This is a genomic window from Nocardia sp. 348MFTsu5.1, assembly GCF_000383535.1.
Lineage (GTDB): Bacteria > Actinomycetota > Actinomycetes > Mycobacteriales > Mycobacteriaceae > Williamsia > Williamsia faeni.
This window is the reverse complement of record NZ_KB911517.1, coordinates 218,258-232,463: the sequence shown is the minus strand read 5'-3', so window position 1 is coordinate 232,463 and position 14,206 is coordinate 218,258. Positions and strand designations below refer to the sequence as shown.

The window sequence follows — 14,206 nt, the reverse complement described above, 5'->3', positions numbered from 1 at the left end:
TGCGATAATTCCTAAATTGGTATCACAGAACCGCTGATTAAGTATTGGGCTGATAGTAGTTTGGGCGACAGTGGCTGCCGAAAAGGTCGAATCGTTGGTCGCCATCGGTGTGGACCACCTGGCCCGTTGACCGGTGTCAGACGACTCCGGGACGATTGTTGATGGAGTCGATCACTTCCTGCATCGCGTCGAGTTCGTCAGTTGTCATGCCGAAGGCGGCCATTCGGCCGATGGGTATCGAGGCCATCATCTGGGCCATGTCGATGCCGATCGACGCACCGTCGGTTTCTGCATTCATTCCGCCAGGAGCGTTCGTGGCCAGGTGCAAGAGCAGGGGCTGGCCAGCTGGATTGGCCATCAACTCACCGAAGGTTGTGTCCATCGTGATCGGGATGTCGCGCTTGTCGCCCGACAACGTGAACGTCGTGGTCGCGCGGATGTCGCGGCTCGACGCTCCTGCGCTGACGTCGTAGTCCCCGTCTTCGACCAGCCATTCGTGGGTGCGGACATCCCAGTACGCGAGCGCACGGCGTTCGATCTGCACCGAGACACTCTCGCCGGCGCCGGGTTCCAGGTCCACAGTTGCAAACTCCTTGAGTTCGCGAACCGGGCGGATGACGGCCGAGTCGTTCTTTGACGTATAGAACTGAACGACTTCGCGACCGGCGCGTTCTCCGGTGTTGGTGATGGTGACACTCACCGTGACGGTGGTATCGGCGGTGCTGACGGTGAGGTCCGAGTAGGTGAAGGTCGTGTACGACAGGCCGTGGCCGAACGGGTATGTGACGTCGTTGGCGCGCGCGTCGTACCACCGATAGCCGACGAATTGTCCTTCACCATAAAGCGTATGAGAGTTCTCGCCGGGGAAGTTGAGGTACGCCGGCACATCTTGTAGACGGATGGGCACCGTTTCGGTCAACCTGCCCGATGGGTTGACTTTGCCGAACAACACGTCGGCGATGGCGCCGCCGCCGGCTTGGCCGAGCAGGGCGCCGTCGAGGAGGGCGGTGGCTGCCCGGGTAACCGGCGCGAGCCGTAGGACACCGCCATGGGAGAGCACGACGACTGTATTGGGTTGTTGCTGAACGATGTCGGTGAGTAGATCGAGCTGTTCACTCGGCAGTTCGATGTGTTTGCGATCGAAGCCTTCGGATTCCTGTGTGGCCGCCAGGCCCAGAAACACGACTGCAACGTCTGCCTCGGTGGAAGCTTTGACGGCTGCCGGGTGCAGGGTGGCGTCCTCGGTGCCGTCGGTGGTGAATCCGCGGGCAAATGACACTGTTCCCGCAGCTGCCAGGGCCCGGATCTCCTCCAGGGGAGAATCCACTTGGGTCGGGTTGACATGCGAGCTGCCGCCACCCTGGTAGCGGGGAGTCTCGGCGAAATCGCCAACCACTGCGATGTTTTGGCCGCCGGACAGCGGTAGTAGATCCCGGTCGTTCTTGAGAAGAACCACGCAACGGCCGGCGATTTCGCGAGCGAGCGCGTGGTGGGCGCTCAGGTCGGGGTTGGTGATGGGAGCGTCCCGACCACGCAGTACCTTCGCGCCGAGTTCAGCGATGGCGGTGGCGGCTCGGTCGACAGCCGCCGACCCGAGGGCGCCGGCCTCTACTGCGTTTGCCGCGGCTGCATCGGGAACGTCACTGCCGCCGGGCATCTGGAGGTCGAGGCCGGCCGCGACTGCGGCTACCCGATCCCGAACGGCACCCCAATCGCTGACCACGGCACCGTCAAATCCCCAGTCCTCGCGAAGGACGGACGTGAGCAACCAGTGGTTTTCAGCGGCGTAGACACCGTTGATGCGGTTGTACGAGCACATCACAGTCCACGGCGCAGAGGTGCGGACGATATGTTCGAAGGCTCTGAGATAGATTTCCTGCAATGTCCGTTCGTCCACATCCGAACTGGCCCGCATGCGATCGTGTTCGGCGTTGTTGACGGCGAAGTGCTTGAGGGATGCACCTACGCCGGTGCCTTGGAGACCATCGACCCAGGCACTACCCAAAATGCCTGTGAGAATGGGGTCTTCGGAGTAGTACTCGAAGTTCCGGCCGCAGCGTGGGTCGCGCTTGATGTTGATCCCGGGGCCGAGGAGGATGTCGACGCCAAGGCTCCGGGCCTCGAGTCCGAGAGCCTCGCCGACTCGGTGCACCAGGTCCCGGTCCCAACTCTGTCCGAGCCCTACCGCCGGCGGAAAGCAGGTCGCGGGCTCGCTCCCGGCGAGGCCGAGGTGGTCTGTCGCTCCGGCTTGCCTGCGGACACCGTGTGGGCCATCGGTGAGCACCATCGATGGCACAGTCCCGATCGCCTTGGTGGTCCAGAAGTCAGCTCCACTACCTAGGGCAGATTTCTGCCGGAGTGAGAGATCGGGGATCGATGGTGTGCTCATGTACTGCACCTCCGGGTTGACTGGCGGTGGCTCTCACCGCAAACGGACAAAGTCATTTACGGCGAATCGAGAAGTACGCCTGCCTGAGCGACGAACCAAGTGCGCCACTGTTGCCCATCCCAGTTGCGATCGCGTACGAGCATCAACCAGACCCGACGTGAGGCGAGTGTCCACAGGGCGTCGACTGTGTGGCCGTCGGGTTCTCGTCCCAGTATCAACGATGCTGCCCATCGCACTTCATCCCAGCGTGTGTTCTCACGAACGACCAATCGCGCTGCGGCCTCTGTGTCGGTGACGGCGGCCTGATCGAGCACGTTTTGTATCTCCGCCGAACGCTCATGGGCTCCGCAAAGCCATTGCGCACCAGCTGCAAGTCGAGACGCTCTGTCTCCCACCGCCATGTGTCGATACTCCGGCATGTCGCGGACCGGAACCAGCTGGCCATCCGACAAAGCCAGGTCGATACATGCATCGAGCAGTTCCAGCTTCGACTCGAACTGCTGATACACGGTCTGCCGCGTGACACCCGCGGCGTGTGCGACTCCAGCCATCGTCGTTGCCACCCAACCGACCGAGACAAACATTTCGTGCGCAGCACGAAGGACTGAGCGCCTGTTGTCGCGAGCGCGTTCCGTCCGCAGTTCCGACGAGTAGGTCCGGGCCATTCGAACAGCGTATACCCATTTGAAATTACTCTGTGTAACTTGAATTAATCCACCGACGAAAGAGAGCTGATGTTCACTTCCGAAAGCAGTCGCACAGTCTTGACATCATTGGGAGACTTGCACATTCGCGTTGTGGGAGAGGGGCCGCCCGCTGTCGCATGGCACAGCATGTTCGTCGACGCGAGCAGCTGGGACCGCGTGGTGCCGGCCCTTTCTGCGCATCGACGCCTCTTCCTGATCGACGCGCCCTCAGCGGGGTTGAGTGATCCGCTGAAGGAGGCCACCGATATTTCAGGATGCACTCGTGCGGCTATCGAGGTCCTCGAGGCGCTCGATGCAGAACTCGACGGTCCCGTGGATTGGATCGGAAACGCCTGGGGTGGGCACGTCGGCATGGAACTCGCCGCCACTCGCCCCGAGTATGTTCGCAGTCTCGTCGCAATCAGCGCGCCGACACGTCCGATCGATCGGGGCCAGCGCTTGAAAGTTGCTGCACTCAAGCCGCTTTACCGCGCGTTCGGTCCACGGGGTTTGCCTGCCAGGGCAATCGAGGAGACCCTGTTCACCGATGACACCCGGAGCAACGATCCCGGTGCGCTCGAATTGCTCCGGACCTCGATGCGCCGATCCGGCAAGGCGGCAATGGTTCGCGCCATCGAGACCGCCATCCTCAACCGCACGGATCTGAGCTGGGCGACCGCGCGGATCGACTGCCCGGTGCTGTTTGTGACGACGGATGATCGTGGCGAATGGACACCGGAGGAGGCTCGCGCGGTGGCGACGACGATGACGAATGCGCGGGAAGTGACCATCCACGGTTCGCGGGTCATTCCGGCGATCGAACAACCGGACGCCCTGGCCCGCGTGGTGGCATCCTTCTGGGCGGCGCGGATCAACAACTCCCGCGCAGTGAGCGAGTAGACCAAGCCGTCGTCATTTTCCTGGATGTTTCGAACAATTGGTATTGCAACTGAATACACGGTGTCGGACGAATTAAGCTCTCGGATCGCCGCGTGTAACCGCCACCGGCAGTTTGGCATGAGTCAGTCCAACCACACCAAGATGAACACGGACCCACGATTTCGTTAAGAAGTATCAATTTTCCTGCGGTGCTGTAAACGGACTGCGACAATTCGTCCGTCACGAATACTTCCTATTTGCGGGAGCGGTGCGCAGTATGAGAGTCGTCGTAGCTTTGGGCGGGAACGCGCTTCTACGTCGTGGACAGCTGATGTCGACCGAAAATCAACGGAAGAACATCCAGCTGGCGTGCGACCATCTCGCGCCGATCGCCCAACAGCACGAGCTCATAATTTCGCACGGAAACGGCCCACAGATTGGCCTGCTGGCGCTGGAAGAAGCGGCGTACGAGCCGGTGCCTGAGGCGCCGCTCGATGTCTTGGGGGCGGAAACGCAGGGCATGATCGGTTATCTCATCGAACAGGAGCTCGGCAATCGGCTTCCCTTCGAGAAGCCGCTGGCGTCCCTGTTGACCATGATCGAGATCGATCCCGATGATCCGGCATTCGCTGACCCGAGCAAGCCGATCGGTCCGCTTTACGACAAGTCCACGGCTGACAAGCTGGCGGCAGAACGGGGCTGGACATTCAAGCTTGACGGCGATCACCTGCGCCGCGTCGTGCCATCGCCGGTCCCGCAACGCATCTTTGAGCGCCAGCCCATCCAGTGGCTGCTCGAGAAGGGCTGCGTGGTGATCTGCGCCGGAGGCGGCGGGATCCCCACCGCTTATCAAGCGGGCAGGCAGCTGATCGGCGTCGAGGCGGTGATCGACAAAGACAGTGCCAGCGCCTTGCTGGCACGCGACATCGAGGCCGACATCCTGATCATGGCCACCGACGCACCTGCGGTTTACGTGGGTTTCGGCACTGCTGCGCAACGGGCCGTCGCGGAGGCCGATCCCGATTTGCTACTCACCAAGTACCGATCGGAGTTCGCGGCGGGGTCCATGCTGCCCAAGGTCATTGCCGCGAGCGACTTTGCGAAGACGACGGGCAATCCCGCCATGATCGGTGCGCTGGCTGACATCGACGCCATGCTCGCCGGCAGCGCAGGCACCCGCATCTCAACCGCCCGCGCCGGCGTCACATTCACCGACGGCCAATTGACTGAACCGTCCATCTAGTCAACGCAACATAAGGAGATCGCAATGCCGTTGGGAGTGTTTTCCGAGGTTGGCAAGCTGCGCAGAGTCATGGTCCACCGGCCCGGCCTCGAGCACACCCGTCTGACTCCGTCGAATGCCGAGGAGTTGTTGTTTGACGACGTCTTGTGGGTCAGCAGGGCAAAAGCCGAGCACGACATGTTCTGTGAAGCCATGCGGGAGCGTGGCGTCGAGGTTTTCCTGGCGGAGCGACTGTTGGCCGAGGCACTGGTCAAGCCCGAGGCGACGGACTGGGTCAGCACTCATGTTCTGAGCGAGCGCCAGGTGGGTATCGCCGCATCGCTGCGAGCCCGTGAATGGCTGGAGACCGCGGACGCGGCGTTGGTGACCGAGTTTCTGATCGGCGGAATAACAAGAGCTGACGTCACCAAAGACGTTGGCCTCGAGTGGAAGTCGTCCGATCCGACGAGCATGCTCGTGCCGCCGCTGCCCAACTTCTTGTTCCAGCGCGACCCGTCGTGCTGGATCTTCGGCGGGGTCACCATCAACCCGATGACCAAGCCGGCCCGAATGCCGGAAACGATGATCATGGAGGCGATCTACCGCTTCCATCCGATGTTCGCCGCCGAGAACTTCCCGATCTGGCTGGGTGGGTCCGACGAGAACTGGGGACGCTGCCACGTGGAGGGCGGTGACGTGCAGCCGATCGGCAACGGCACCGTGATGATCGGCATGGGCGAGCGGACGACGCCCCAGGCGGTGGTCTGGATCGCCCGGTCGCTGTTTCGGGCAGGTGCAGCAAAGCAGGTGCTCGCGGTGCATTTGCCGAAGTCACGCAGCTACATGCACCTGGATACCGTGATCACGATGTGTGACCGAGACCTCGTCACATTGTTCCCCCAGGTTGTGAATGGGGCGCGCACCTGGGCGATCCGCCCGGGTGAGTCGGCCGAAGACCTTGTGACCGAGGAGCAGAACGGGTCGTTGCCCGAACTGATGGCCAAGGCGCTCGGGGTGGACAAGATGCGCATCATCGAAACCGGCGGGGACACATTCGGGGCCGAGCGAGAGCAATGGGACGACGGCAACAACGTCGTCGCGCTGGAACCCGGGGTGGTGATTGCGTACGAGCGAAACACCGGGACGAACACCGCACTGCGGAAAGCCGGAATCGAAGTGATCACGATCGAAGGATTCGAACTCGGCCGTGGCCGCGGCGGATCTCACTGCATGACCTGTCCCATTGAGCGCGACTCGGCCTTCTGAATCAGGAGATCCAATGTCATTCAACTTGCGAAATCGCAGTTTTCTCAAAGAGATCGACTTCGAACCGGCTGAGTTGCGGTATCTGCTGAAGCTGTCGGAGGCGCTGAAGATCGCGAAGTACATCGGCACGGAGGGCAAGCGGCTACAGGGAAAGGAGATCGCGCTCATCTTCGCGAAGACCTCCACCCGCACCCGGTCGGCGTTCGAGGTGGCCGCTTACGACGAGGGCGCGCAGGTGACCTATCTGGATCCGTCCGGATCGCAGATGGGCCACAAGGAGTCCATCGCCGACACTGCGAGGGTTCTGGGCCGGATGTACGACGCGATCGAATACCGGGGCAGCAAGCAGTCGGAAGTCGAGGAACTCGCCGAGTACGCGGGCGTGCCCGTGTACAACGGCCTGACCGACGAATGGCATCCGACGCAGATGCTCGCCGACTTCCTGACGATGTACGAATCGAGCAACAAGCCCTACGACGCGATTTCCTACGCGTTTGTGGGCGACTGCCGGTTCAACATGGCACGGTCACTGCTGATCATGGGTGCGCTCATGGGCAGTGATGTCCGGCTGGGCGGCCCGAAGGACCTGCAACCACCCAAGGACGTCGTTGACCTGGCTCACGAGGTGGCGAAGAAGACGGGTGCGCAGATCACCATCACCGACGACGTAACCGAAGCGGTCCGCGGGGTGGACTTCATCCATACCGACGTGTGGGTATCGATGGGCGAGCCAAAAGATGTGTGGACCGACCGGGTCAAGCTGCTTGCTCCCTACCAGGTGAACGCCGAGCTGACGGCCTCCACCGGCAACCCGAGAGTCAAGTTCATGCACTGCCTGCCGGCATTCCACGCCCCGAACACCACCGTCGGGAAGGAAATGATGGAGCACACCGGCATGAGCTCCGGCCTCGAAGTCACCGACGAGGTCTTCGAGTCGGCGGCCAGCATCGTCTTCGACCAAGCCGAGAACCGCCTCCACACCATCAAGGCAGTCCTCGTCGCAACGCTCGGCATTTAAGGAGGATGAGCCATGGCTGACGTGCCATCCGATCCGAGCGGAGACGTTCTCGCGCCTCGGCCCGAAGAGTCCGCGGCTGGATCCGACAAGGGCAGTTTCGGCCCGCCGACGGCGATCGCGCTCATCATGGGCAGCATCATCGGCGTCGGAATATTCAATCTGCCGACGTCGCTGTCCGGCTACGGACCGATCACCTTGGTTTCGATGGGGCTCACCACGGTGGGCGCCATCGCGCTGGCTCTGCTGTTCGCTTCGCTGTCGCGCCGCGTCCCGGCGGACGGCGGCCCGTACGCGTACTCACGGGTCGCATTCGGCAACCCGGTCGGCTTCTTCAACGCTTGGTCCTACTGGATCACCGCATGGGCCGGCAACGCGGGTATCGCCGTCGGCTGGGTGCTGTACGTCGAGGAGTTCATCAACACGGACCACAGCAAGTGGTTCACGGTCCTGCTGGTGCTGATCGGCCTCTGGATCCCCGCGCTCATCAACCTGTCCGGCGTCAAGAACATGGGATCGGTCCAGCTCTTGACCACCATCCTGAAGTTCGCGGGACTCGCCTTCATGGCCATCGTCGGCTTGTTCTTCATCAAGAGCGCCAACTACACGCCCTGGAACGTCAGCACCGAAAGCGCGATCGGAGCCATCGGCGGCGGCATGGCGATCGCACTGTTCAGCTACTTGGGCGTCGAGGTCGCATCGGTCGCGGCCGGCAAAGTCCGCGATCCTGACCGAAACGTTCCACGGTCCACGGTGCTCGGTACCCTCGCCTGCGCCGTCGTCTACATGCTGTCTCTGACGGCCGTCTTCGGCATCCTGCCGAACTCCGTGCTGCAGGAGTCCACCGCACCGTTCTCGGATGCGGTCAACGAGATGTTCGGTGGCTCCTGGGCCGGATACGTCATGTCGATCATCGTCATCGTCTCGGGCTTCGGAGCGCTGAACGGCTGGACCATGATTTGCGCCGAGATGCCGCTCGCAGCTGCTAAAGACGGCCTTTTCCCAGTGCGGTTCAAACAACTGACCAAGCATGGGGTACCGGCATTCGGCATCATCTCATCCACCGTTCTGGCATCGATCGCCGTGGGGGTCAACTACCTGGGCTCTGGCGGAGCCACCGTGTTCACCACGCTCGTGTTGATGACCGGCATCACCTCCGCCATTCCGTATGGGTTTTCGGCGCTGGCCCAGTTGAAGTGGCGTCTCGCCGACCGGCGCGCCATGCAGGGCGCACGATTCGCGCGTGACATGGTCGTCGCCGTCATCTCGTTGGTGTTCTCAATTCTGTTCATCTGGTACTCACGCAACACCGGACAGAGCACCTTTGTGTATTGGGCTCCGTTCCTTTTGGCGGGGGGCGCCCTATTACTCGGCATTCCCGTCTACGCTGCCCAAAAGGACAAGATGACCGGCGAACCCGACCCGGTGCCGCCGTACCGCTGAAGGTAACGCCGCCTCCCAATCGCTTCCGTCGGTGTGAACGTGAGGAGTTCATTGATGACGGCAGCACGGTCGGCCTTCAGCCTGCCTTTGGTCAGTTCGATCGCAGAGAACGTTGAACTCGCCCAACTCGGGGAACAGCTTGGCTACGAAGATGTTTGGATCGCCGATACAGCCACGATCGATGTGTTCGTCCTGGCGGCCATGGTTGGGTCGGCCACCGCGGCTCTGCGGATCGGGACCGCAGTCATACCGGTGTTCACCCGGCCACCCGCGCTTCTCGCCGCGGCGGCGGCCTCGGTCAGTCAGGTCACTGGACCGGATCGATTCATCCTGGGGCTCGGATCGTCGTCACCGGCGATTGTCGACGACTGGTGCGGAATACCCTTCGAACGCCCGGTCACCCGTGTCCGCGAAACCATCGAAGCGCTCCGATCAATGTTCTCCGAGCCCAAGACCACATTCTCCGGGGATACCCTTCGTGTGAAGAACTTTCGTCTGAACGTGCCGTCCGCCGGTGAGATCCCACTGTGGATTGGTGCGCAGCGGCCGATGATGGCGGGTACAGCCGGCGAATTTGCGGATGGTGTGGCGTGCAACTTCATCCCGGCTTCTTCGATCCAGATGTTCAAACAGACGGTTGCAGATGGTGCCGCGCGGGCGGGGAAGACCGATCCGCTCCCTTTGGTCGTGCGATTGCAGACGATCGTGACCGACGACAGGGCGTCCGGGCTGGAGACCTTGCGAGCGTCGATAGGCCCCTATCTGGCAACCCCGACGTACAACTCCTTTCTCGCCTCGTGCGGATATGAAGCCGAAGCCGCGAAGATCAAGGCGGGCTGGGAGAATCGGAACCGAGCTGATCTGGCTGCTGGTGTCACCGACGAACTGATCGCGGACCTCACCATCGTCGGTGACGAAGCCGAATGCCGGGAACGGCTGGAGGCTTTCACCGATGCCGGCGTCGACATTCCGATGATCCATCCTGTGGTTCGAAGCAAAGACGAGGCCGCTGCGATGCTCAAAGCATTGGCCCCGCGCTAGCGGTTTTCCAGTGATCGGCCTCCGACCGGCTTCCGGATGACCGAACGCCCGGACTTTGCTCAGTCACTTCGACACCTGTACAACATGATTGGACCAGCAAAATGACGTCCCTACCGGTCGCCGAGCTTCACCTCCATCTCGAGGGAACCCTCGAGCCAGAGACCATCTTCAGTCTCGCCGAACGAAACAAGATCACTCTGCCTTACGCCGACGTGGATGAACTCAGGAGTCGGTTCGAGTTCGCGGATCTCCAGTCATTTCTCGATCTGTACTACGCCAACATGTCGACGTTGCGGACCGCGGCCGATTTCGCCGACATGACCAATGCCTATCTGGCGCGAGCAGCGCTCGCCGGTGTACGACACGCGGAGGTGTTCCTCGACCCGCAAGCCCACCTGGTCAGGGGAGTCGCACTTGAAGAGGTGATGGAGGGAGTCAGCTCGGCGCTCAGTACCTCCCTCGAAAGTCACGGTGTCAGCACCGGTCTGATCGTTTCGATGCTGCGCGACCATAGTGCGGCGTCGGCCATGTCCGTCCTTGAAGACGTGCTTGCGCTCGGAACTCCGATGCTCGGGATCGGACTCGACTCCGCGGAGGTCGGATACCCGCCATCGAAGTTCGTGGACGTGTATGCGAAGGCGCGCGCCGAAGGTTTGCACCTCGTCGCGCATGCAGGTGAAGAGGGCCCGCCGGAATACATTTGGGAGGCTTTGGATCTGCTCGGTGTCGAACGCATCGACCATGGAATAAGGTGCCTCGAGGATGAGGCGCTCGTCAAACGGCTCGTGGAGGACCGTGTTCCGTTGACCGTATGTCCGCTGTCGAATGTCAGCCTGAAATCGGTTGATCAGCTCTCTGACCACCCCCTGCGGACAATGCTCCGCAAGGGCCTCAACGTGTCCGTAAACTCTGACGATCCCGCATATTTCGGCGGATACGTCGACGACAACCTGAATGGGGTCCGCGACGCGCTCGACCTCAATGCTGACGATCTTGCGACGTTGGCGAGAAACTCGGTCACCGGATCATTCGCGAATGATGCCCGCAAAGCTGAACTGCTGGCGGAGATATCGGTCGCGGTGCAGACACTCTGAGAGCAATTGAGAACACCAATAGCCTTCTGCGCGAATACTTCCCAAATATTCGACAAGGCCGACGATTCACGTTAGATTGCAACAACTTTCAGCCTGATGTTGAGGGAAGTTTGTCTCGAGGGCGACGGATGAGATGGACTCCATACCTTCAGATCCTTTGTACAGGTAACGAATTGCGATCCAAGCAGCTCAACATCCGGCCCGCAGCCCTGCCAGGTATCGGCTGCACTCGTACGCGTTCTGCACACGCCTGAGCGGCCATCTCCGAAAGTTATTGTTTACCCACCGTTTCCGTTCGGTCGAGCCGGCGGATCAGTGCCGCACGGTACGGAGTGGTTTAAGAAGATATCAAGTAAACCGGACATCGCCTGGGTGACAGCCCAGTTGAGTAGGTGCTCAAATTCTGCGACGGCGCCCTCGCTGTTTGTAGAAGACATTCAGGTAGGTGCCCGGGCGTGGCCACCGGTTCGCCTTCGCTCACCGTGCGTGGCTCAGGCGGTCAGCAATTCATCTAGATCGCGCACCACCACGTCCGCCCCGGCCACTCGCATCGCCGCCGCCTGATTTCCCCCTACGTGGTCGATCCCGACCACGTACCCGAACCCGCCGGCACGCCCGGCCTGCACCCCCGACAACGCGTCCTCGAACACCGCGGTCTCAGGTGGGGTCGCACCGAACGCCGCCGCACCGGCGAGGAACGAATCCGGAGCGGGCTTGCCCCGCATGCCGGTCCGGGAGATCTCGATGCCGTCGATCCGGTACTGCACGAACCGGCTCAGACCAGTCGCGTCCAGCACCGCCTTGCTGTTGATCGACGAGGTCACCACTCCGATCCGCAATCCGCGGCGCTGCACCGCAGCCAAGTACCGGATCGAACCCGGATACGCCGCCACCGCGCCGCCCGCGAGCGCGGCCAGGAATGTCGCATTCTTGGCGGCGCCGATCATCTGCACCGTTTCCGCGGACGCGTCGATGTGCCGCGAGCGCAGGAACGTGCGTACCCCATCGGTGATCAGGCGGCCATCGATGTGATCGAGATAGTCCTGCTCGTCGAACGGTAGGTACTCTTCGCCGGCTTGCGCGCGCAGGAAAGTGTCAAACGTACGCTTCCAGGCTTCGCGGTGCACCACGGTGGTACTCGCCAGCACGCCGTCCAGGTCGAACAACACGACCGTGATCGAATCGGGTAGGCCCAGCACGGAATTCAGAGTACCCGAGAGCACATCTGCTCAGACCTGCAGAGCACTCGCCCAACTCGGCTGTGGCCGGATGACGACGTCGTGGCCGTTTTCGGGCTCGACCAGCTGGTCGGTCGAGGTGCACAGGGTGCGGGCGATGGAAGATCTAGGCTATCGACCATGAGCCACCATCACCACGGTGCCCACGGGAACCACCGGCACGCCGGCGACAGCCACGAGCCGAACTACGCTCTGCCCCAAATTCTCGACCTCGACGCCGAGATTCTCGACGGGCCGCTGAGCGCCGTACGCGCCGACATCGCCGTGTTGGCCGACGAGCCGGTACGCAGCATCCTCGATCTCGGAGCAGGTACGGGGACAGGCACATTCGGGCTCCTGCAGCACTTCGCGGGCTCGCACGTAGTGGCTGTCGACGGGTCCACCGACATGCTCGAGCACTTGCAGCGCCGTGCCGAGCACCTCGGTCTCGCCGACCGGGTCACCACCGTGCACGCGGACCTCGACGAGGGCGTGCCTGAGCTCGACCTGGTCGACCTCGCGTGGGCGTCGGGCTCGCTGCACCACCTGGCTGATCCCGACCGCAGTCTCGTTCAGGTGGCGGCCGCGATCCGACCAGGTGGTCTGCTGGCGATCGTCGAGCTCACCGGACATCCCCGGTTCCTGACCGACGGCGCATCGGGCGCCGCTGCGGAGGCCAAGGCCCACACCTTGCTCGCCGTCGACCGCACCGTGGACATGCCCGCAATGGGCAGCGACTGGGGAGCGCGTCTGGCCCGGGCAGGCCTGGTCGTCGAGTTGGACCGTCCGATCGTGGTCGACCTTCCGCCACCGCTGCCGGACGTGGTCGGCACGTATGCCTTTGCCGTCCTGACGCGCATCCGTGGCGCAGTCGCCGAGCGACTCGGCGCCGCCGACCTCGACCATCTCGATCGGCTTCTCGACGGCGGACCGAGCGACGTCCGTTACCGGAGCGACCTGTATGTCAGGACGAAACGACAGCTGCTGATCGCGCGCAGGCCGGCATCGGGATGACGGACACTTCGGCACTACTGCTTACCTTCCGCGTACCCAGCGTGGTCGGCGTCCCCGTAGGTCTGGCTGGCGCAAGGCGTTGACAATCGGCGGATTGCAGTAGCGCTTCTGCGTGCGTCCCTGCCGTCGCGGACGATGCTTCGTATCGCGGAACTCGACCTGACGCGGCGACCATCGTTTCCCATGACAATCGTTGGGGGGAATGAAAAGATGTCGTGGACGCGCTCGCGGGCAGGATCGGTACGAGTTGGGAGTGACGGTGGACGTTCGCAGGATTGTGGTCGGTTCGGCGCTGGCCGTTGGAGTTGGTGTGGCGGGGATGATCGGAGCGGGCGCAGTCAGCGCGGCGCCGGGTATCTCCTACGACGGCGGCCCCGGTGACCCGGTAGGAATCGGCGACAACTCGGCCACCGGTGCGCAGGCCGATGCGTCCAACGACAACCGGGCGTTGGCGATCAGCGTGTTCCGACCTGCCGCGGCTACGGCGGTTGGTCAGAACAGGACTGGGAACACGGTGATCGCACTCGATGGCACGGCAGGGTTCCTGAAAGACTACATAGACCCGTATACCGGCGACCACGACAATCTGGTGGTGGTAACCAACGGCAACGCTGCGATTCACGGTGAGTGGAACAACGTGTACGTCTCAGGCAGCACGGTTTCGAACCTGCCCATTGCCACCTACCCGGATGGCTCCCAGGCGTTCGCGTATGGCAGGGGGTTGCCTGGCCTTCCCAATATCGTGGTAGCGGTCTGCGGACAGCGGCTCGCGGGAAGCGAAATCGTCTTTGACGTTTCCGGAAGCGTTTTTTGCCAGCCGTAGGACCCCTGACTGCCTGGCACCGCAAACAACAGACCCGGATGTAGCAAACAACGCGCGGCACACCCTGTTGGATTGAAAGCTCGTTCATTCCACGTGCGATCGGTCAATAATATTGGG

At 62.3% G+C, this 14,206-nt stretch carries 12 protein-coding genes; 9 read left to right on the top strand and 3 right to left on the bottom strand.

Annotation, left to right across the window (positions count from 1 at the left end):
* Positions 1 to 136 precede the first annotated feature (136 nt).
* Positions 137 to 2,389 carry a glycoside hydrolase family 3 C-terminal domain-containing protein gene (locus tag H290_RS0118180; protein ID WP_028463354.1) on the bottom strand — a complete coding sequence of 751 codons (2,253 nt, stop codon included), beginning with the start codon at positions 2,387 to 2,389 and terminating at the stop codon, positions 137 to 139.
* A gap of 56 nt (positions 2,390 to 2,445) precedes the next feature.
* Positions 2,446 to 3,054: a TetR/AcrR family transcriptional regulator gene (locus tag H290_RS0118175; RefSeq protein WP_020108253.1), complete on the bottom strand. Its 609-nt coding sequence runs from the start codon at positions 3,052 to 3,054 to the stop codon at positions 2,446 to 2,448.
* 132 nt (positions 3,055 to 3,186) lie between these two features.
* Here H290_RS0118175 and H290_RS0118170 point away from each other — a divergent pair, with 132 nt between their 5' ends.
* The 7 genes from H290_RS0118170 to H290_RS0118140 all read left to right on the top strand — a co-directional run bounded on the left by H290_RS0118170 (position 3,187) and on the right by H290_RS0118140 (position 11,035).
* Positions 3,187 to 3,975 carry an alpha/beta fold hydrolase gene (locus H290_RS0118170; RefSeq protein WP_231373738.1) on the top strand — a complete coding sequence of 263 codons (789 nt, stop codon included), beginning with the start codon at positions 3,187 to 3,189 and terminating at the stop codon, positions 3,973 to 3,975.
* Between the two features lie 256 nt (positions 3,976 to 4,231).
* Positions 4,232 to 5,197: a carbamate kinase gene (gene arcC, locus H290_RS0118165; protein WP_028463352.1), complete on the top strand. Its 966-nt coding sequence runs from the start codon at positions 4,232 to 4,234 to the stop codon at positions 5,195 to 5,197.
* 24 nt (positions 5,198 to 5,221) lie between these two features.
* Positions 5,222 to 6,442: an arginine deiminase gene (locus H290_RS0118160; RefSeq protein ID WP_020108250.1), complete on the top strand. Its 1,221-nt coding sequence runs from the start codon at positions 5,222 to 5,224 to the stop codon at positions 6,440 to 6,442.
* A gap of 13 nt (positions 6,443 to 6,455) precedes the next feature.
* Positions 6,456 to 7,460, top strand: a complete 1,005-nt coding sequence (gene argF / locus H290_RS0118155; RefSeq protein ID WP_020108249.1) for an ornithine carbamoyltransferase — start codon at positions 6,456 to 6,458, stop codon at positions 7,458 to 7,460.
* Positions 7,461 to 7,472: 12 nt separating this feature from the next.
* The gene (locus H290_RS0118150) at positions 7,473 to 8,900 is read left to right on the top strand and encodes an amino acid permease (protein ID WP_020108248.1); all 1,428 of its coding nucleotides are present in this window, start codon (positions 7,473 to 7,475) and stop codon (positions 8,898 to 8,900) included.
* A gap of 54 nt (positions 8,901 to 8,954) precedes the next feature.
* On the top strand, positions 8,955 to 9,941 hold the full coding sequence (locus tag H290_RS0118145) for an LLM class F420-dependent oxidoreductase (protein ID WP_020108247.1): 987 nt from the start codon (positions 8,955 to 8,957) through the stop codon (positions 9,939 to 9,941).
* 101 nt (positions 9,942 to 10,042) lie between these two features.
* Complete coding sequence (locus tag H290_RS0118140; protein ID WP_020108246.1) at positions 10,043 to 11,035, top strand: adenosine deaminase; 993 nt, start codon at positions 10,043 to 10,045, stop codon at positions 11,033 to 11,035.
* A 491-nt stretch (positions 11,036 to 11,526) separates the two neighbouring features.
* Here the strand turns inward: H290_RS0118140 and H290_RS0118135 are convergent, their stop codons facing one another.
* Positions 11,527 to 12,234, bottom strand: a complete 708-nt coding sequence (locus H290_RS0118135) for an HAD family phosphatase (RefSeq protein WP_020108245.1) — start codon at positions 12,232 to 12,234, stop codon at positions 11,527 to 11,529.
* 159 nt (positions 12,235 to 12,393) lie between these two features.
* Here H290_RS0118135 and H290_RS0118130 point away from each other — a divergent pair, with 159 nt between their 5' ends.
* Together H290_RS0118130 and H290_RS0118125 are read left to right on the top strand one after the other, a co-directional pair.
* Positions 12,394 to 13,266, top strand: a complete 873-nt coding sequence (locus H290_RS0118130) for a class I SAM-dependent methyltransferase (protein ID WP_020108244.1) — start codon at positions 12,394 to 12,396, stop codon at positions 13,264 to 13,266.
* A gap of 259 nt (positions 13,267 to 13,525) precedes the next feature.
* Positions 13,526 to 14,089, top strand: a complete 564-nt coding sequence (locus H290_RS0118125; RefSeq protein ID WP_231373737.1) for a hypothetical protein — start codon at positions 13,526 to 13,528, stop codon at positions 14,087 to 14,089.
* Positions 14,090 to 14,206 lie beyond the last annotated feature (117 nt).